This window comes from Photobacterium pectinilyticum, assembly GCF_024357955.1.
Classification (GTDB): Bacteria; Pseudomonadota; Gammaproteobacteria; order Enterobacterales; family Vibrionaceae; genus Photobacterium; species Photobacterium pectinilyticum.
This window is the reverse complement of the sequence record NZ_JANEYT010000017.1, coordinates 1-19,735: the sequence shown is the minus strand read 5'-3', so window position 1 is coordinate 19,735 and position 19,735 is coordinate 1. Positions and strand designations below refer to the sequence as shown.

At 45.8% G+C, this 19,735-nt stretch carries 18 protein-coding genes, 2 tRNA genes and 1 pseudogene; 11 read left to right on the top strand and 10 right to left on the bottom strand.

The window, feature by feature from the left end; genetic code table 11:
• Positions 1 to 13: 13 nt before the first annotated feature.
• Positions 14 to 931, bottom strand: a complete 918-nt coding sequence (locus NHN17_RS09470) for a chemotaxis protein CheV (RefSeq protein WP_255042132.1) — start codon at positions 929 to 931, stop codon at positions 14 to 16.
• A gap of 268 nt (positions 932 to 1,199) precedes the next feature.
• Between NHN17_RS09470 and flgA the strand changes: the two genes are divergently transcribed.
• The 3 genes from flgA to NHN17_RS09455 all read left to right on the top strand — a co-directional run bounded on the left by flgA (position 1,200) and on the right by NHN17_RS09455 (position 2,690).
• Positions 1,200 to 1,814 carry a flagellar basal body P-ring formation chaperone FlgA gene (gene flgA / locus NHN17_RS09465; protein ID WP_255042130.1) on the top strand — a complete coding sequence of 205 codons (615 nt, stop codon included), beginning with the start codon at positions 1,200 to 1,202 and terminating at the stop codon, positions 1,812 to 1,814.
• 118 nt (positions 1,815 to 1,932) lie between these two features.
• Positions 1,933 to 2,244, top strand: coding sequence for a flagellar biosynthesis anti-sigma factor FlgM (gene flgM, locus NHN17_RS09460; RefSeq protein ID WP_255042127.1), 312 nt, complete (start codon positions 1,933 to 1,935; stop codon positions 2,242 to 2,244).
• A gap of 17 nt (positions 2,245 to 2,261) precedes the next feature.
• Positions 2,262 to 2,690 carry a flagella synthesis protein FlgN gene (locus tag NHN17_RS09455; RefSeq protein WP_255042125.1) on the top strand — a complete coding sequence of 143 codons (429 nt, stop codon included), beginning with the start codon at positions 2,262 to 2,264 and terminating at the stop codon, positions 2,688 to 2,690.
• 29 nt (positions 2,691 to 2,719) lie between these two features.
• On the opposite strand, the gene NHN17_RS09450 is transcribed toward NHN17_RS09455, so the two are convergent.
• Both NHN17_RS09450 and NHN17_RS09445 read right to left on the bottom strand, forming a co-directional pair.
• On the bottom strand, positions 2,720 to 3,145 hold the full coding sequence (locus NHN17_RS09450) for an LPP20 family lipoprotein (RefSeq protein WP_255042123.1): 426 nt from the start codon (positions 3,143 to 3,145) through the stop codon (positions 2,720 to 2,722).
• 8 nt (positions 3,146 to 3,153) lie between these two features.
• Positions 3,154 to 3,789 (bottom strand): FlgO family outer membrane protein, encoded by a 636-nt coding sequence (locus NHN17_RS09445; protein ID WP_255042122.1) that lies wholly within the window; start codon positions 3,787 to 3,789, stop codon positions 3,154 to 3,156.
• A gap of 228 nt (positions 3,790 to 4,017) precedes the next feature.
• Here NHN17_RS09445 and NHN17_RS09440 point away from each other — a divergent pair, with 228 nt between their 5' ends.
• Together NHN17_RS09440 and NHN17_RS09435 are read left to right on the top strand one after the other, a co-directional pair.
• Positions 4,018 to 5,154, top strand: coding sequence for a flagellar assembly protein FlgT (locus NHN17_RS09440; protein ID WP_255042121.1), 1,137 nt, complete (start codon positions 4,018 to 4,020; stop codon positions 5,152 to 5,154).
• A 61-nt stretch (positions 5,155 to 5,215) separates the two neighbouring features.
• A tRNA-Arg gene (locus NHN17_RS09435) sits at positions 5,216 to 5,292 on the top strand.
• 374 nt (positions 5,293 to 5,666) lie between these two features.
• On the opposite strand, the gene NHN17_RS09430 is transcribed toward NHN17_RS09435, so the two are convergent.
• A tRNA-Ala gene (locus NHN17_RS09430) sits at positions 5,667 to 5,742 on the bottom strand.
• Positions 5,743 to 5,934: 192 nt separating this feature from the next.
• Positions 5,935 to 7,359, bottom strand: a complete 1,425-nt coding sequence (gene gltX, locus NHN17_RS09425) for a glutamate--tRNA ligase (protein WP_255042120.1) — start codon at positions 7,357 to 7,359, stop codon at positions 5,935 to 5,937.
• 709 nt (positions 7,360 to 8,068) lie between these two features.
• On the opposite strand from gltX, the gene NHN17_RS09420 reads away from it, so the two are divergent.
• Complete coding sequence (locus NHN17_RS09420) at positions 8,069 to 8,263, top strand: hypothetical protein (protein WP_255042119.1); 195 nt, start codon at positions 8,069 to 8,071, stop codon at positions 8,261 to 8,263.
• Positions 8,264 to 8,318: 55 nt separating this feature from the next.
• Here the strand turns inward: NHN17_RS09420 and NHN17_RS09415 are convergent, their stop codons facing one another.
• The 4 genes from NHN17_RS09415 to zipA form a co-directional block, all read right to left on the bottom strand.
• Positions 8,319 to 8,984: a DUF2057 family protein gene (locus tag NHN17_RS09415; protein WP_255042117.1), complete on the bottom strand. Its 666-nt coding sequence runs from the start codon at positions 8,982 to 8,984 to the stop codon at positions 8,319 to 8,321.
• Positions 8,985 to 9,059: 75 nt separating this feature from the next.
• On the bottom strand, positions 9,060 to 10,106 hold the full coding sequence (locus NHN17_RS09410; RefSeq protein WP_255042116.1) for a porin: 1,047 nt from the start codon (positions 10,104 to 10,106) through the stop codon (positions 9,060 to 9,062).
• 535 nt (positions 10,107 to 10,641) lie between these two features.
• A complete protein-coding gene (ligA, locus tag NHN17_RS09405) occupies positions 10,642 to 12,657 on the bottom strand; it encodes an NAD-dependent DNA ligase LigA (protein WP_255042115.1) in 2,016 nt (671 codons plus the stop codon).
• Between the two features lie 138 nt (positions 12,658 to 12,795).
• A complete protein-coding gene (gene zipA / locus NHN17_RS09400) occupies positions 12,796 to 14,031 on the bottom strand; it encodes a cell division protein ZipA (protein ID WP_255042114.1) in 1,236 nt (411 codons plus the stop codon).
• A gap of 432 nt (positions 14,032 to 14,463) precedes the next feature.
• Here zipA and cysZ point away from each other — a divergent pair, with 432 nt between their 5' ends.
• The 5 genes from cysZ to crr all read left to right on the top strand — a co-directional run bounded on the left by cysZ (position 14,464) and on the right by crr (position 19,306).
• Positions 14,464 to 15,237: a sulfate transporter CysZ gene (gene cysZ / locus NHN17_RS09395; protein ID WP_255042113.1), complete on the top strand. Its 774-nt coding sequence runs from the start codon at positions 14,464 to 14,466 to the stop codon at positions 15,235 to 15,237.
• Between the two features lie 198 nt (positions 15,238 to 15,435).
• Positions 15,436 to 16,404, top strand: a complete 969-nt coding sequence (cysK, locus tag NHN17_RS09390) for a cysteine synthase A (RefSeq protein ID WP_255042111.1) — start codon at positions 15,436 to 15,438, stop codon at positions 16,402 to 16,404.
• A 312-nt stretch (positions 16,405 to 16,716) separates the two neighbouring features.
• Positions 16,717 to 16,974, top strand: a complete 258-nt coding sequence (locus NHN17_RS09385) for an HPr family phosphocarrier protein (RefSeq protein WP_255042110.1) — start codon at positions 16,717 to 16,719, stop codon at positions 16,972 to 16,974.
• Between the two features lie 54 nt (positions 16,975 to 17,028).
• The gene (gene ptsI / locus NHN17_RS09380) at positions 17,029 to 18,756 is read left to right on the top strand and encodes a phosphoenolpyruvate-protein phosphotransferase PtsI (protein ID WP_255042108.1); all 1,728 of its coding nucleotides are present in this window, start codon (positions 17,029 to 17,031) and stop codon (positions 18,754 to 18,756) included.
• A gap of 40 nt (positions 18,757 to 18,796) precedes the next feature.
• Positions 18,797 to 19,306: a PTS glucose transporter subunit IIA gene (crr, locus tag NHN17_RS09375; protein ID WP_255042107.1), complete on the top strand. Its 510-nt coding sequence runs from the start codon at positions 18,797 to 18,799 to the stop codon at positions 19,304 to 19,306.
• A 171-nt stretch (positions 19,307 to 19,477) separates the two neighbouring features.
• On the opposite strand, the pseudogene NHN17_RS09370 reads toward crr, so the two are convergent.
• Positions 19,478 to 19,735, bottom strand: a pseudogene (locus tag NHN17_RS09370) (transposase); the annotation flags it as partial.

Genomic DNA, 19,735 nt, shown 5'->3' with positions numbered 1-19,735 from the left:
TCGAGTATGCTTTTTATTTTGGCATTGCCGCTTTCACCGCAGCACCGAGTTCGTCAGGATTAAATTTAGGAATAAAGGCGTTAGCCCCAACACGCTCAACCATGGCTTGGTTAAAGACCCCACTCAATGAGGTATGAAGAATAACATGTAGATCCTTAAGTCGAGGATCATTACGGATTTCTGCAGTTAAGGTATAGCCATCCATTTCCGGCATCTCTATATCCGAAATCACCAATGACAACTGCTTGTAGATATCCCCTTCCTGAGCCATTTCGCGCAGCTTAATAATGGCCTCTTTACCATCTTTGACCAGAACACACTCGCAACCGATCGCCTCAATAGCTCGCTGTACCTGCTTGCGCGCCACACTGGAGTCATCAGCAACCAGTATCCTTCTGATATCAGGCAGATCTTCAATCAACTCTTCCAGCACCGTTGCGGTAATATTGGTATTAACCGGGGAAATTTCATCAAGGATCTTCTCGACATCGAGGATCTCGACCAGCTCATTATCGATTTCCGTCACTGCCGTCAGGTAATTGGCCTTACCCGCGCCCTTCGGCGGAGGAAGGATTGATTCCCAGTTCATATTGATAATGCGTTCAACCGAGGAAACCAGGAAGCCCTGAATCGAACGGTTGAATTCCGAGATAATCACAAAGCAGTTATCAAGATCGTCAATAGGACGGCCACCGGTTGCCAGGCTCATATCAATAACGGAAATAGTTTGCCCACGGATATGGGCAATCCCTTTCACCAACGGATGCAGGTTGGGCATCACCGTGAGTTTCGGGCACTGAAGCACTTCCTTAACTTTAAATACGTTGATCCCGTAACGTTGACGTCGATTAAGCCTGAAAGTGAGCAACTCTAGCCTGTTTTGACCAACCAGTTGGGTACGTTGATTCACCGAATCCAATATCCCCGACATATTTAGACGTCTCCTTGTTGTTTGTTTTTATAATTTGATACGTGTTTACTAGAGAAACAGGTGGTTAAATCACATATCATAGCCAATTAAAACTGCTTTTCTGAAACACCTACGGTGTGACGCAGTATCCCATTGTGACTAGCGACATTAAAGAGATAATTACGTGCTTAGCAAGTGGCTTAACATTCATATAATTTGTTTTATCGGCCTTCAGCTCTTTTTCTTTAGCGGTATTCGTCCGGTTTTGGCCAGCCAGGAGGCCGCCACCATGGCACCCGAAGCGATCAGCCAAGCCGCACAAGACCATGTCGCTCACCTAACCGAGCAAGCCAACGGTCGCTATACCATCACCCCCCCTAGCCTCGATAACCGCCTTCGCCTGCCTGAGTGCCCCGAGCCTCTGGTAACCGATATTCCCAACTCCAACTCACTCAGCGGTACGGTGTCGGTACTGGTGCGCTGCGAGCCGTTAAATTGGCAGATCTACGTTCCGGTCCGTGTCCAGCAAGTCCTCAACCGGGTCGTCGCTAAAGCGCCGCTACCAAGAGGCAGCGTCATTACCGCTGCTGATATCAATGTCGAAGAGATTGAACTAAGACGGCAGCGAGGTGCCTCGTTCTCGGCTCCCGAGCAACTCATTGGTTCTAAAGTAAAGCGCCCTGTCCGGCTAGGGGAAATCATATTGGCCAGCGACATCTGCTTGGTATGTCGAAATGATACGGTGCTAATTAAAGCCGGAAATGATGGGCTATCCATTATCACAGAAGGAAAGGCACTTTCAGATGGTTCGCTGGGTGAGCAGATCCGCGTACAGAACAACCGCTCGAAAAAAGTGATAACCGGTGTGGTGAGTGCTGTCGGTGAAGTCACCGTCAGGTATTAAATAGCGAAAAGGTGAAGTATTAATTACCGAAATTTTACGTACAATCCCTAAAGGTTTTGCTATCGTTGTCGATAATACAGTAGCTATAGAGCCAAACTGCACGTTCAAGGAGTTTCTAATGCCTACTATCAACAACATACGTACTAACCAGCCAATGACCAGTGGCGGCAATGTTAGCCATGCCGAAACGGGCAAAGGCAAACCGACGGCTGAAGCCAAAACCAGCGCTACCGATTCGGATTCTGTCTCCCTGAGTAGCCAAGGCCAATCTGTGGGCCAGATCCACCAGCAGCTTGCGACTCAAGAATCCTTTGATAATGAGAAAGTGAACGCGATCAAAGAAGCCATTGCTAATGGCTCCTACGTTATTGATGCCGATAAATTAGCGGCTAATATGATTAAGCTAGAAGACGATTTAAAAGGCCTTTAAGGAACGGATGAGAGTGTATGTCTACTTCTATAGAGCAACTTCTTGAACAGCAACAGAAGAACCTTACCTCTTTGGCTACCCTGCTTGAACAGGAGCAAAAAGCAATTGTCGAACGCCAGTCCGAGCAGATCCTTGAGTGTGCCGAGAAAAAAATGGCGCTAATCAACAATATCAAACTGGTCGATCATCAGCTTTCTGTTCACCCAGACAAAGCAAGGCTTATGGAAGGTGGAGACTTGGCGACTACGGTTAAGTCATTGAAGGCCCAAACCAATGATTGCCAGTCGACTAACGAGGTCAATGGTGAAGCCCTAATGCGTGCCCAGCTCAGCTTCCACAAGCTCAACAACTTGCTGCAACAAAGCCGCGGCAAGCACCAAATGACCTACAACAGCGAAGGGGCCACCCAGAATACCCGCACTCTAGGCACCGATCTCAAAGCCTAAACCCAATACATCATGTCTGCAGAACACGCTTAGAACATGATCTCTTGGCTTTGGGGAACAGCATAAATTTCTGCACTTCCCTTTAATCGCTCCATCCTGTTGATATCCAGCTGCATTTCGGTCACATAATTGTCGCCCAGCGGATAACTTCGGATCACCTCAGCTCCACGGATACTTCCATCGACCGAGCTATCATTGCTTTCAAAATTCAACTGTTGGTCATCCATCTCGGAACGGGCAGAAATACGGATCCCGTACACCTGCTCAGTCAGCTCGCGGTAGGCGTCGAGTTTTGATGCCCGCATTGCACGCATCCGTTTCTCTTCTATGTTCTTACCAGATTGCTCGCTGATCGATGCATAGCCAATTGCTGTAATAATATCTGTGTTGCGTGTTTCAACCAAAGGCTGACACCCGACAAGAAAAGATAAAACCAACAGATACCAATAACGCATTTCTACTCCTAAGGTTTAATAACAATGGTATTTCTGTCGTGGGACAGCGTTTCATCGCGGATGATCCAGCCATTATCCATTCGCATTCTGTTCAAGCTATCAAGATCACGGCCAATTCGGTCTGCCGGCAAGAAGCCCTGTGCCGAGGCAATCACCACCCGAGAGCGAATACCGATAATACGGGCATTTACCAGCACACCTGCCGATTGGCGTAACATAGTCCCAGCCAGCACGTAATCGACTGGTTGTTCAGAGGGTAATTGCTGCCAATCGCGGCTGAGTGCAAAATCGCCATCAGGGGTTACTTTGATCCCACCCGTGACCTTATAGTCCACCACGGTATAACCACGCTGCTGCATCTGATAAATCAGACCTTCTGAGACAGTATTGCCTAGCCAGTTGGTCTCATCCATGTCTTGGAGATCAACAAACGATGTCACGGCCAACGGTGTGCGAGCAGTTAAATATTGGTTGGACTCAATCAGTTTGGTCGCCATCCCCTCAATAAAGAAGTCCATGGTATGCCGCGGCATCTCATCCAAACTGTGCCGGTTACCTGTATAAGGTTCTTTACCGTTGTAAATGGGAGAATAGGCGCATGATGTTACCAACATTGCCATCAACACAATTGCCCACTTTTTCATAATTTACAGCTCCAATTGAAAAGAGACTTCAGACCCATAGCTTGTTATCGTAGGCTCAAACAAAAACTTTATTGTTAAAGTCAAAAATTCGGGAATGCTCTTTGCATTACCCTTTGAATACTATGAAAGCCGCCATTCAATCTCGTTACCGATAGTGGCACTCTCGCTTCTACTTGTACGCATTCAACTTACAGTAGATAAGCAATTATTATACCTAAAGTGGAAGACATGAGAAAAAAGATCCTCCTCACCCTAAGCTGTCTCTGGTTAGTCATTACCCTGCCAGTCAATGCCGCATGGTATGAAGTTACCGGCTCAGCCGTTGTCCTGCAAAGCGAGGATCAAGCCCGACAGAGCGCACTGGAAGATGCCGTGTTACAGGTGATCCGCTATGCCGGTGCCGATCTTTCCTCCTTCAATCGCGTTAAGCCCTACCTCAAAAACAGCCGTGAACATTACCAGTTCAGTGGTAGTGAGCTGCGTCAAATTACGGTAACTAAAACGAATAAGAAAAGCGGCAACCTTTACCTAACGGCACAAGTCGAGGTATTCCCCTCGGCAAGAACTTGCCACAAGGTACAATATAAAAAAGGCTTGCTACTGGGCGAGTTTGATATCCGCTCACCGCAGCATGCCTCACTTGGCGGGATCTACCAACTCGGAGACAACTTTACCTCTGTATTGAAGCGGCAACTAGAAACCCGCTCACAAAGTTTTGTGGTCTCAGGCACTACCCGCGTTCAAATCAACCCAGGCTACCCAAGCCAAATGGTCATGCTTGCAGAAGATAATGACGCCCAATACATTATCAGTGGCCAAATCACTGATCTTACATCCACTTTGGATCAGAATCTTTTGCGTAGCGATACAATCAATCGGCAATTTGCTGCCGAGCTTCAGCTACTTGATGGCAAGACTGGCGAGATACTCATGCAGAACCAATACCGTGAAGTCGCCAACTGGCCGTTTTCACGCACCAGCCAAGTCGATACCGGTAGTGCACGTTTCTGGCAATCGGCTTACGGCCAAGCTGTACAGCGAGTCAGTCAGAACATGATGCTGGATCTTGAAAGCAATCTAGCCTGCCGCACCAACTTGCCTGAAGTCGTGCGTAACCATGGTAATACCGTTCATATCAACCAAGGCCGCAAGCATGGCGTCAAGCAAGGTGATCAACTCGCTCTATGGCACAGCGCTGGGTTTATTGATCAGAACGGGATCCCAAGAAACCGTATGGTCCAAACTGATATCACTCTGGTGGTAGATCGGGTTTACGAGAAGTCAGCAGAGCTAAGCGTTGAGCAAGCTGAGCTTGCCAACAGCATCCAACCTGGTGATTTGCTAACCAAACAGATTGATGATTAGTAGTAATCACTTAATTTATTGGTATTTTTTTGTATAATGGTGGAATCAAGCAATGCTTGTTGCTCCCTTAGCTCAGCTGGATAGAGCGTCCCCCTCCTAAGGGGAAGGCCGCAGGTTCGACTCCTGCAGGGAGCGCCATATTCTAAGGCCCAGCTACCATCACGTAGCTGGGCCTTTTTCATTCTAGCTTGTTGTTTACATCGTAAAATCAATACTGATGTATAGGTTACCCAACTCATACTCTTTCCAGTGCAAATCCAAGATCAACTACTAATCCAGATTGGTATAATACCAACCTAAATAAGTATTTGATCAGTTTTACTGGTTAAAATCGCTGCTATCTATGTTAGAGATTTTGTAATTAGAGCCACTAGTTACTGCAATCTCTGCCTTGATAACAACCATTTTTCCTGCGTAATACATAGATCAATTACTTATCCAGGTTGGTATAAAGCGGAGTAACAAAGAAGTCTTAAAACGAAAAAACCTCGCCTAAGCGAGGTTTTAAAATTTGGTGGAGCTATGCGGGATCGAACCGCAGACCTCTTCGCTGCCAGCGAAGCGCTCTCCCAGCTGAGCTATAGCCCCAAATTGTGGAATTGATAATAAAAACTTAGTTAAATCATGTCAATAGATGCATTTGGGAGTTTGTCACTTCAATCATGGTTTCGTGATTTTTGTCACACCAAATTTCTTATAGCCATAACTAACCCATTCGGCACAAAGAAAAACGGAAAGGCCATAACCCTTCCGTTTAATCTTTGTGACAGAAAAATAAGCTTAGCTGTTTGCTTCACGCTCTGCGATAAATGCCAGTGCCATCTTGATACGAGCCGCAACGCGCTCTTTACCAATCAACTGCATAACGGCATCAACAGATGGTGACTGGCCTTGACCGGTAACCGATACGCGTAATGGCATACCCACTTTACCCATACCAAGTTCCAACTCTTCACAGGTTTCTTTAATCACATTGTGAAGGTTTTCAGTCGTCCACTCTTCAAGTGCTTGAACTTTTGCCAGCGCCAGTTCAAGCGCACCTTTAGCAACTGGGCGTAGGTGCTTCTTCGCAGCACCAGCTTCAAACTCGCTGAAGTCCTGGTAGAAGTAACGTGACTGCTCAGCTAATTCAATCAGCGTATTACAACGCTCACCCACCAACTTAATCACGTCAGTGATTGCTGGGCCGTCTGTAATAGCAATTTCTTTTTGATCCAAATGCCACTGCAGATACTCTGCAACGTACTCTGGTTCAGCCGTCTTGATGTAGTGGTTATTCAACCACAACAGTTTGTCGGTATTGAATGCAGAGGCAGACTTACTGATTGAATCGAGGCTAAATAGCTTGATCATCTCTTCCAGCGAGAAGATTTCCTGATCACCGTGAGACCAACCCAGGCGAACCAAGTAGTTCAGAAGGGCCTGAGGCAAGTAACCTTCATCACGGTATTGCATCACGCTTACCGCACCATGGCGCTTAGAAAGCTTGGCACCGTCATCACCCAGGATCATTGCACAGTGAGCAAACTCTGGTACCGGTGCACCAAGCGCTTCATAGATGTTGATCTGACGAGGCGTGTTGTTGATGTGATCTTCACCACGTACAACTTGAGTAATACCCATATCCCAGTCATCAACAACCACACAGAAGTTGTAGGTTGGGCTGCCATCGGTACGGCGAATGATAAGATCATCCAGTTCGCTGTTAGCAATTTCAATACGGCCACGAACGTGGTCATCAAATACTACCGTTCCCTCTTTCGGGTTACGGAAACGGATAACAAATGGCGAGTCTTCCGTTGCTGCAGCATTTGCCGCGACAATTTTTGGATGATTTGCATCGTAGCGAGGTTTTACACCTGCCGCCATCTGCTCTTCACGAAGTTCGTCTAGTAACTCTTTCGGGCAGTAACACTTATACGCCTTGTCTTCAGCCATCAACTGATCAATAAGCTGGTTGTAACGATCAAAACGTTTGGTCTGGTAGTAAGGCCCCTCATCCCAATTCAGACCCAGCCACTCCATACCTTCAAGAATGGCGTCGATCGCTTCCTGTGTAGAGCGCTCTAGGTCAGTATCTTCGATACGAAGAACAAATTCGCCACCCATATGTTTAGCAAACAACCAAGAATAAAGAGCCGTACGAGCACCACCAACGTGCAAAAAGCCTGTTGGGCTCGGTGCAAAGCGAGTTTTAACCGTCATTGAACATTACCTAGTTTATGAAGGAGCAGCAGTACCGAAAGCGTACCACTGCGAAAAAATATGGCTGATATTCTATCATTGTTAAGCAAATCTACAATCTTATCTCTTCAGCGTAGTTCAATAGGCTGCAAGCTCACCTGGAGGGGCGATTCTATCAACCCTGACCATACATAAGCGTGTCGAGCCACATGCCCGCAGGCAAAACAGTAAAGAAAAGGTTACAAGATCTAATAAACCTTAAGGTTCTGCTATCGCTAATGACAAAAACGGATCTCTGGTGTTTTAAAGGAAAAACCAAATACAAAATAACATGCAGTTTTCATAAACTTTATTTAACAACCGAAAGAGTATGAATTAACTATTATTTTTCCTTGTTAATTTACTTAATAAAAATACTCGTCAAGCTAAATAAACGAATAAATAAAATTTAAACGACAAAAAAAATCACATCTTAAAAATAAGAATATCTATTTTAATAGGTTTGACCGATAACAAACCAAAGACATAAGAGATTGATCTATAAGGACAAAACAAAAATAAATCGCCAGACTTATTTATTTGTATAAATTTAGGTTAATTTTCGAAATTTTTTTGACCTTTCACTTATCCTATACATAAACTGAATTGGAGAGATAAGCAACGGAGTTAATTATCTGAATTTAAGCAATGGAAGGCTTACTCTAATTCATCTAATAAAGTTGAGGTTATTATGAAAAGTGTAATTGCTATAGCAATGGCAACATTCTTATTTTTATCAGGTAATGCAATGGCTAACTCAAGCTCTGGTGGTGCAAAAGCCTCTTCAGCTGCTGGCCCTTGGATCGACTGTATCCTGCCCGATGGTAAAGTTGAGTATATGCCACTGATGATTTGCAAGATTCAGAAGAATGGCAAAGTTAAATAGCACTTTGAATAGGGAGTGGTAATCATACCCCCACTCCCGTAGAATTTTTCTGCAGTTACTGAGACTGTGCCCAATGCAGGAAGGTTTGTTTCTGTTCAGCCGTCAGGCGAAGATAATCGGCCTGCAGAAGGATCAAAGCGTTATCATTTACCGCTAATGAAACTTCAGGCTGGATTTGTTGTGGCTTAGTCGCAACAGCTGGCCCTGATGCGCTGGTTAGAAGTAACTGTGGTCTTACATCTTTAGCAACAAAGCCTTGAGCAAGGTTATAATCGTCAAGCTCTTTGACATAATCGCGCATCATACCTGACGTGCGAAGTAGAATACCTTGATGAAAAGAGTCAAAAGATTGGCTTCCTTCATCAATTTTCATCACAGGATTTTTATCAAAGCCATTGATTTGATGGTCACGGACAATATGCCTGGTTGGGCCGACTGATAATTCAGTGTCTTCAACATCAAACGTCAGCACGACGGGTTCTGAAATGAGCTTTTTATATTCACCGCTATATGACACAAGCTTCGATACTCGGACCACTAATTGATTAGCGCCATTATCCAACGTTATTGATTCAGGGCTTTTGGCAAGAAGTCCCATCGACTCCCCATTGGCCACCAGCAATTCCAAGTCTTTATCAAATGTTACCTCTACTGCCGCGTTGGCTATTCCAGCAGATAGTAAAGCAGTAGTGGCAATAAAGGTTTTCAGTGTGTTTATCATATCTACCCCTAGAAGAAAAAAGCGAGCACCTGATTCCGATGCTCGCAGTTGTGTTTATACCATGTCTAAGATGACTTAGAAGTAGTATTCAGCACCTAATAGAATACGTGTACCGTCATGCTCATCGCTATTACCAAACATGTCGTAGTTACGAACATCCAAGAACAGGTAAGTGCTTGGTAGTAAGTAACCTAGGCGACCTGTGATTGCTTGAGATGCAGTGTCTTTTGTGAGGCCACGACCATCTTCAAGGTCTATAGCATTATCGGCATCCGTTGTAGCAGCATAACCCAGCTTGTATACCCACTTATCGTTCATGATGTACTGTGCAGTTGCAGAGTAGGCGTCTTGCTGATTGTCAGTCTTATCATCCCACATTGGCTTATACGCCGCGGTGAATTGGAAGTCACCGACCCACAAAGTACCACCAAGGATTGCATAAGACACATCGCCAGCTTTTTCGCCATCACTGTCCGTGTACGATGCTTGGTTGTAGTAACCCGCATGGATATTGAACATGTCTGTGGTGTAGCCTGCAGCGATACTTGATACTAGTGCATCGTTTGTCTCTGTCATGCCACTTAGGGTCGCTTGCATCTTGAAGCCGCCCCAGTTAGCTGAGTCGTAGCGGACAACGTCGTTAGCACGGTCTTGGAAGCCAACGTCCATAGCATTGTGCCAATCGAACACGTTACCAAGACCTGGGTTTGAGTGAGGCCAATCGACGTAATCGTAAGCAGCGACTAGCTGACGACCGATTTTAATTTGACCGAAGTTATCAAACTCTAGACCTAGGTATGTATCACGACCACCAAACGAACCTTGTCCATCACCGTTACCTTCACGGTTCCAAGCGTTACCTGTTTCAATCTGGTAGATGAAAGCAGGACCAAAGTTGTCATAGGCAACTTTACCACGTAGGCCTAGACGAGATTCGATTTCAACAACAGTGTTGTCTTCTGCACCTTTTGCATCAGCTTGCCATAATTGCAAACTACCTGCTGCCTGACCGTATAGCACTACGCTCTCACCAGCAAGTTCGATTGCTGCATTCGCATTGCCTGCTACTGCGGTCATTGCAATAGCCGCACCCAATAGAGAACGTTTGAACATCTTATCCATGGAATAAACTCCTAAAAATACTAGCTGTGTTTACTTGTGCCCAAAAGGTTGGCCGCCGTGGGCAACAAGTAACTCTCCCGATATGTTAGCCGGGTAGTTTCCCGACCAATTCATATTTTTTCGTTTTAAGCTGAACTGCTGTCTAACTTCCCCCCTAAGACTACTTTCACAGCAAAAAACATCAAACAGAACTTAATTTATTGTTTAAAAAATATGACTCAGTGCAAACTTTGGGGCGATTAGTGATCCGGATCAACCCAGCTCATTCAAAAGCAAGCAACAACTAGTAAATCAATAAAAACAAACACTTAATTGCATTACCTCTTGTTGTTTATTGTTTGGGGATGTTTTTGACACATTCCTTTGTAATTGATTACATCCTTTCTGACAGTCCCATAACAGCTGAAAAGCCCCTCTGATTTCGAGACGAAAAATAACTACAAAAAAATACTATAACCATAAAAAAACAGCTCTAAGGACATAGCCTTAGAGCTGCTTAACGTTAATTCCGTCAATAAATTATATTTTAACGTTTTTAACGAGCCATGAAGTCTACAAGCTGCTGTTCATCCCAGATTTCGATGCCAAGCTCTTGAGCTTTGGTCAATTTTGACCCTGCAGCTTCACCAGCAACCAGTAGGTCCGTCTTTTTAGAAACACTTCCGGTTACCTTGGCACCCAGGTTTTGCAGTGCAGCCTTCGCATCTGAACGCGTTAACTGCGACAAGCTGCCGGTCAAAACAACGATTTTCCCTTCTAGGGGTAATTCAACATCATCATCGCGCTTTTCAATCGCCGGCCAATGGATTCCTACCGCAATAAGATCCTCAATCACAGCCAGGTTATGCGCCTCACGGAAGAAGTTATAAACATGGGCAGCAACTATCTCACCGACATCTGAGACTTCAATTAGCTGCTCTTTGCTTGCGGCTTCAATCGCTGGCAAGGTTTCAAAGTGAGCAGCCAAGTTAGCCGCTGTTGCCTCGCCCACTTCTCGAATACCTAACGAATATAAGAAACGTGCAAGTGTGGTTAGCTTAGAGGCAGCCAGTGAATCCACTAGCTTCTGTGCAGACTTCGGCCCCATCCTTTCTAACACAGTGACGACACCCGCTGATAGCTTGAACAGATCAGCAGGCGTTGCCACCATTTCGCGATCAACCAGTTGTTCAATGATTTTTACGCCACAGCCATCCACATCCAATGCTTTACGAGATACAAAATGCTTCAAGGCTTCTTTTCGTTGTGCCTGGCAGAATAGACCGCCAGAACAACGAGCAACCGCTTCACCTTCCACTCGCTCAACTTTTGAATCACACACCGGGCAAGATTCAGGAAAAACAATCGGCTTTGCATCGGCTGGACGACGGGATTCAATAACAGAGGCAATCTGTGGGATCACATCACCGGCCCGGCGGATCACTACCGTATCACCGACCATTACGCCAAGACGGGCGATTTCATCGGCATTGTGTAGCGTTGCATTACTGACAGTCACACCACCAACAAAGACGGGCTCTAATTTTGCCACCGGGGTAATTGCACCGGTTCGACCCACCTGGAACTCGACGTTATTCAATATTGTGAGTTCTTCCTGAGCTGGGAATTTATAGGCAATGGCCCAGCGAGGAGCACGAGCGACAAAACCTAGCTTCTGCTGAAGCGCAACATCATCAATCTTGATCACCACACCGTCGATTTCATACGGCAGGGCTTCACGCTTATCGCCGATCATCTGATGGTAAGTGATCACCTCATCCATACTGGCCAACTGGCGAATTTCCGGGCACATCGGCAGACCCCATCCTTTAAGCTGGACCAAGCGTTCATACTGACTTGGTGCCAACTCCAAACCTTCAACGACACCCACGGAGTAGGCATAAAAACTCAAAGGGCGAGTCGCGGTGATCTTTGAGTCAAGCTGACGCAAACTACCTGCCGCTGCATTACGAGGATTGGCAAAAGCCTTTTCGCCTTTCTTCAACGCTTTTTCATTCAGCGCTTCAAAACCTTTTTTCGGCATGAAGACTTCGCCACGTACTTCAAGACGAGCCGGCCAACCTTCACCGCGAAGTTTCAACGGTATCGAGCGGATAGTACGCACATTCTCAGTAATATTTTCCCCCGTAGCGCCATCACCTCGGGTGGCAGCCTGGGTCAATACGCCATTTTCATACATCAAACTTACTGCCAAGCCGTCTAGTTTCGGCTCACAGCAGTAAGTCAGCGAGGATTCCGACAACAAGCGATCCAACATTCGCTTTTCAAAGGCATGAAGGTCATCATCATTGAACGCATTGTCCAACGACAGCATCGGAATTTCATGGGTGATCTGGGTAAAGCCGTCAAGCGGCTTGCCACCGACTCGCTGACTTGGGGAATCCACAGTTACAAGCTCCGGAGATTCAGCCTCAAGTGCCAGCAACTGCTGCATCATACGGTCGTATTCAACATCAGGAATTTCCGGGTTGTCTTCTACGTAATAGCGGTGACCGTGATAGGCGAGAAGTTCACGCAACTCGTCAAGTTGCTGCTGAATGTCGTGACTCATATATGTACCTGTTCTAATACCAAGTCGCTTTACCCTCTAGGGCTAGCTCGGAAAAGGATATAAAAAAACAAGGCCCCTTATACCAAAACGTATAAAGGGCCAATTTGTATTCGTTCCACTCAATGTGGTTATAGCGGATCAGTTAACAGTATAGCGCTGGGCTTTATCTCTATAGCCACTGATCCTATGGGGGGTGATCAGGTTACGCTCATGATCAAGCACATCACCACCAAGGCTATCCGCAATACGCTGAACGGTTTGCAACATAATGTTAAAGCTCTGATCTGCCCGACCAACCGCACAAGGAAGCATCAAATAAAATGCAACTCCCGGCGTTTCAAAACTATCACTACCGCCTTCAGGGAAATGCGCCGGATGGACCATGTTAGTAACGCTAAAGATCGCAGGCCCTGTACCAGCCGCATCAACATGGCGATGATAGACTGAGTTCTCACCAAAAATCAGGTGGTTTTGCTCAAAAGCGTTAAAAAGTCGGCTACCGCGGAATAACTCACCATTTCGAGCATGGATATTCAGCACCAGATAGTCAGGAGGAAGTACTTCGGCCTCCGCTGGTTGTTTTGGCTCTTCGACTGGCTTCGAGGCTTCTTCTAAAGTCGGTTCAACGACAGGCTCAGGCGCTGCCATTTCAACTGTATCGGCAGGCTGTCTCAATTCAGGGGCTGCAACCTCAACCTCTGCAGAAGAAACATTCTGCTCTTGCTCAGTTAAACTAACTGTGTGTTGAACAACTTGCTGATTACTTTCGATTGACTCAATGGATGCAGTTTCATCAAAAGTAACTTGCTCAGCACTTTCAACATTTAAAACAGGTTCGACCTTTTCAGCGGCCTTCTTGTTAGGCTGCTGCTGGATAGGAGGCTGTGGCGCGATCAGCTCTTGCTTCAAGGCTTGCGGCTCAGTTTGAGCATGAGACTGTGGTTCGGCTGGCACCGAATTATCCAAAGACGCAGGCACAACCACTTTTTCTACCACAGGCTCTTCGGCTGGCATGTTTTTAGCTTCAGAAACAGACGTCGTTTCACTTTGTACAGGCGCAGGTGCTGGAGTCGCAACGACTTGTCCGTCCAATAGCGGGTCAGCATCCAGCTTCGCACCAAAGTGCAATTCTGGCTCTTTCCTTTCCTGACGAGGCGCTTCAGCAGACGCATTTTCAGAGCCTAAGACCCTAACGCTGCCTACACCATCCTTATCAAAACCTTCCGAATCTCGGGAAGCCTTGTTCAACTTACCCAGTGGCTTCTCACCAAATTTTGCAGGCTTTTCCTTCCGACTACTCCACAATCCGTGAAGCAACAATCCTGCAATAGCGAGCGCACCGACAATAATAAGAACCAGACGCAATTCCTGCATATGAATACTCTGAATTTACTTGTAACCCATAACCGGGCAAATCAATATCTGGATTACATCCACTGGCAAGCCAGTGTGTAACCTCAACGACTTAGCTTGGCACTTTTTATCACAAACTGACATGACATTATGACAATAAAGTGCAAATTAAAAAACCAACGACAGTCCTTCAGTGAAGTCGTTTACAACATTCATTATGGACTTAACTTTACTCTAATGTATCAAAACTCAAATCAGAATGAGAAGACGAATGTCGTTATTCGTGCAAGATAGTGCTACCGAGCACAAAAATGAACAAGCTTTGACCGTTTTTGCCAATATCCAGCCGACGCTATGCGGCGTTAATTTGCTTATAACTATTAATCACCGTTACTATCACTGCCAACACTGATCATTTATGTCTGTATTCTGATTATTTGCCAAGGAGCCAATATGCAATCGTCCCGGCAGCCCCACCCCCAACTTTCAGCCCCGTTGAGTGGTGCCGGTTATTTCTTTCGTGGAATTTCGCTGGCAACCCAACCAGGCACACGACGCTTCGTGCTTTTCCCTCTACTGATTAATATCGTTCTGTTCGGTACGGCATTTGGTTTAGTGCTAAGCCAGTTAGGAACATGGATAGACGGTTGGATGAACCAGCTGCCAAGCTGGCTCGATTGGCTGTCCTACCTACTTTGGCCACTGCTTGCCATTGCGACCTTGGTCACCTTCTCCTATCTGTTCAGTACAATAGCCAACTGGATCGCCGCGCCCTTCAATGGACTCCTCGCCGAACACCTCGAAGCCAAGCTGACAGGCCAGAAGGCACCCGATACTGGTATCACCGAGGTAATGAAAGATTTTCCGCGGATCATGCACCGTGAATGGATCAAGCTGAAATATTACCTGCCCAAAGCACTCGGGCTGTTCATTTTGCTGTGGATCCCCGCCGTAGGCCAGACTGTTGGCCCGATACTGTGGTTCTTGTTCAGTGCCTGGATGATGAGTATCCAGTACGCCGATTACCCGTTTGACAACCACAAGGTCCCTTTCACGACCATGCGCGACGCATTGAAAACCAAACGCGGTACATCATTGAGCTTTGGTAGTTTAGTCATGGTGTGCACCATGACCCCTATCGTCAACTTGTTTGTAATGCCGGTTGCGGTGTGTGGCGCAACCGCCATGTGGGTCGACCACTACCGCGAGCTGCACCGTCACTATTAAGAAAAGCGTTGGGTCCTAGTTCCTCGATATAGAGTTCCTAGGATCCCACTTTCCTCTCCTTCTCTAGAAACCAGTTTGTCATTCCTAGTAGTCCCATATAACAATAAGATATAACTACAAATTACTTTGCAAACGTCGTTTAAAGGTTATGCTTAACGTGTCTTATGTTTTTAAACGCGTTACGAAGGAACGACAACAATGAGCAAGATCTACGAAGATAACTCCCTGACAATTGGTAACACTCCGCTCGTTCGCCTTAACCGAGTCAGTAAAGGAAACGTATTGGCTAAAGTTGAAGCCCGTAACCCTAGCTTCAGCGTTAAATGTCGTATCGGTGCCAATATGATTTGGGACGCCGAGAAGAAAGGTATTTTAAAAGAAGGTGTTGAGCTTGTTGAACCAACAAGTGGTAACACAGGTATTGCTCTTGCGTTTGTTGCTTCAGCCCGAGGCTATAAGCTAACGCTAACCATGCCAGAGAGCATGAGCCTTGAGCGCCGTAAGCTGCTAAAGGCGCTAGGTGCAAACCTTGTTCTGACCGAAGCACCAAAAGGCATGAAAGGTGCTATCGAGAAGGCAGAGGAAATTGTCGCTTCCAACCCTGATAAATACCTGTTGCTTCAGCAGTTCAATAACCCAGCCAACCCTGAAATCCACGAAAAAACAACCGGTCCTGAAATTTGGGATGCGACCGAAGGCGACGTTGATGTGTTCGTTTCAGGTGTCGGTACCGGCGGTACACTGACCGGTGTTAGCCGCTATATCAAACAGCAGAAAGGCAAGGCGATTACGACGGTTGCTGTCGAACCATCCGAGTCACCGGTTATCACCCAGGCGCTTAATGGTGATGAGATCAAACCGGCTCCGCACAAAATCCAAGGTATTGGTGCAGGCTTCATTCCTGGCAACCTTGAACTTGATTTGATTGACGAAGTTGAGCTTGTGAGCTCAGAAGATGCGATTGATATGGCACGCCGCCTAATGGAAGAAGAAGGCATCTTGGCTGGTATATCTTCTGGCGCGGCAGTGGTAGCAGCAAATCGCATCGCCGAACGTACGGAATTTGCCGGCAAAAACATCGTTGTTGTGCTACCAAGTTCAGGTGAACGTTACCTTTCAACTGCATTGTTTGCCGGTATCTTCACCGACAAAGAAACCCAACAGTGATCACACTTTTAGGTGTTACCACTCCAAATTCGCCTAAAAAGCCTCCCTACGGGGGGGCTTTTTGTTGCATTTTGGTCGTAGCTTTAATATAAATCCGTTGTGTTTATTTCCAGCTTCAAAATAAAAGGTCAAAAAACAAACTGGCCGAAGTTAGAAAAGCGAGAAAAGTCACTAAAAATTGACTTGGATTAATCTCAAACACCGAACTGTTGGGTAGTTTATAATCCCAGTTAGCGAGCTTAGCGTAAACAGGTTAAGCTTACTTTCAGTTACGTTAATATTAAATAAATAATATCTATATCGGGGTGAAAAATGTATCAGAAGCAAGTTGAGATCACTGCAGAAAACGGTCTACACACTCGTCCAGCTGCTCAGTTCGTTAAAGAAGCAAAATCTTTCGACGCTGACATCACAGTGACTTCAAACGGCAAAAGTGCAAGCGCTAAGAGCCTATTCAAGCTTCAGACTCTAGGTCTAGTTAAAGGCACAGTAGTAACTATCGCTGCTGAAGGTGCTCAGGCTCAACAAGCTGTTGACCACCTAGTTGCTCTAATGGACGAACTGCACTAATACGCAGTCTGTTTATTACTTCCCCTAGTTTCAAGTATATTTTAAGGTAAGGCTATGATTTCAGGTATCCTGGCGTCTCCTGGTATTGCTTTTGGTAAAGCACTACTTTTGCAGGAAGAAGCGATTGTTCTAAACAAAACGCCAATCACTGCGGACCAAGTTGAGAGCGAAATTCAACGTTTTTTCGACGCTCGAAAAAAATCTTCTGAGCAACTAGAAGTTATCAAAGAAAAAGCACGTGTGACCTTCGGTGAAGAGAAGGAAGCCATCTTTGAAGGCCACATCATGTTGCTGGAAGATGAAGAGCTAGAAGAAGAAATCATAGCCTTCATTAAAGAAAACAATGCCTCTGCTGATCTTGCTATCTACAGCATTATCGAAGAGCAAGCAGCAACGCTTGAGTCATTGGATGATGAATACCTAAAAGAACGTGCTACCGACATCCGCGATATCGGTAACCGTTTTGTGAAAAACGCACTGGGTATCAGCATCGTCAACCTAAGCGCAATCAATGAAGAAGTTATCCTGGTTGCAAACGACCTGACACCTTCTGAAACTGCGCAAATCAACCTAGATTACGTACTTGGCTTCATCACTGATATCGGTGGTCGTACTTCGCACACCTCTATCATGGCCCGTTCTCTAGAGCTACCTGCTATCGTAGGTACAAACGACATTACAGCTCAGGTTAAGAACGGCGATATGCTGATTCTTGATGCAATCAACAACAAGGTTGTTATCAACCCATCTGACGCTGAAGTAACCCAATTCAAAGCGATCCGTGATGCAAACATTGCCGAGAAAGAAGAGCTAGCAAAACTGAAAGATTTGCCAGCTATCACTCTTGACGGCAAGCAAGTGGAAGTCTGCGGTAACATCGGTACAGTAAAAGACTGTGACGGTATTAATCGTAACGGTGGTGAAGGTGTTGGCCTGTACCGTACCGAGTTCCTGTTCATGGACCGCGATGCACTTCCTACCGAGGAAGAGCAATACGCAGCATACAAAGACGTTGCCGAAGCAATGCATGGCGAGCCAGTGATCATCCGTACTATGGATATCGGTGGTGACAAAGATCTACCGTACATGGATCTGCCACAAGAAATGAACCCATTCCTAGGCTGGCGTGCGGTTCGAATCAGTCTTGACCGTCGCGAAATCCTACGTGACCAGCTTCGTGGTATCCTACGTGCATCTGCGCACGGCAAGATCCGCATCATGTTCCCGATGATTATCTCTGTTGAAGAAATCCGCGAACTAAAAGCAGCGATTGAAGAATACAAAGCAGAACTTCGCACTGAAGGCTTGCCATTCGACGAAAACATCGAAATCGGTGTAATGGTTGAAACACCTGCTGCTGCAGCAATCGCTCACCACCTGGCAAAAGAAGTTGAGTTCTTTAGTATTGGTACTAATGACTTAACCCAGTATACTCTTGCTGTTGACCGTGGTAATGAGCTGATTTCTCACCTTTACAACCCACTATCACCTGCAGTCCTAACTGTGATCAAGCAAGTTATCGACGCTTCTCACAAAGAAGGCAAATGGACAGGTATGTGTGGCGAGCTAGCGGGTGATGAGCGTGCAACCCTACTGCTTCTAGGTATGGGTTTGGACGAATTCAGCATGAGCGGAATTTCGATTCCACGTATTAAAAAGATTATCCGCAACGCTAATTTCGCTGATGTTAAAGCAATGGCTGAGCAAGCGCTTGCTATGCCGACTGCTGCTGAAATTGAAGCTCACGTAGAAAAATTCATCGCAGAAAAGACCATCTGCTAATATAGCTGCAGATAGAATAAAAACGCTTAGGAGCAACGATATGGGTCTGTTTGACAAATTGAAGAAGCTGGTTTCTGATGACAACGCTGAAACTGGTGCTATCGAAATCATCGCACCACTTTCTGGTGAAATCGTAAACATCGAAGATGTGCCAGATGTTGTTTTCGCAGAGAAAATCGTTGGTGACGGTATCGCTATTAAACCTGCTGGCAACAAAATGGTTGCACCAGTAAACGGTACTATCGGCAAGATCTTCGAAACAAACCACGCTTTCTCTATCGAGTCTGACGACGGCATCGAGCTATTCGTTCACTTCGGTATCGACACTGTTGAGCTTAAAGGTGAAGGCTTCACTCGCATCGCAGAGGAAGGCCAGACAGTTAAAGTTGGTGACACTGTTATCGAATTCGATCTAGCACTTCTAGAAGAGAAAGCGAAATCAACTCTTACTCCAGTTGTTATCTCTAACATGGACGAAATCAAAGAGCTGAACAAGCTTTCTGGCGCAACAACTGTGGGTGAAACTCCAGTTCTTCGCATCAAGAAGTAAGATTGTTTCAATCTTTGCAAAAGCGCTGCCCTCGGGCGGCGCTTTTTGTTTATCTGGCGATTCAAAATTTACTTTTGAGTAATACCAAACTGGATAAGTAGTTGATCAAGTATTTGCGCTGGAAAAATCGTTGTTTCAAGGCAGATATTGCAGTAATACCAAACTGGAAAATTAACTGGTCAGGTTGATCCACTCTCTTGAACACATTTTTGATACCCTTTGGGGACTCGTCAAAAACAGGTTCCATCAACAATGTCACCGTAATCTGTGAAGCTTTGATTGGCTAGACAGTGTTGCCTTAACCAACTCCACACTTGTTCGATTGGATTTAACTCTGGCGAATAGGGTGGAAGTTTAATGAGGCTAATGTTCTCAAATTTATCCGCAATATCTTCAGTATGCCATCCCGCACCATCCATAATGACAACG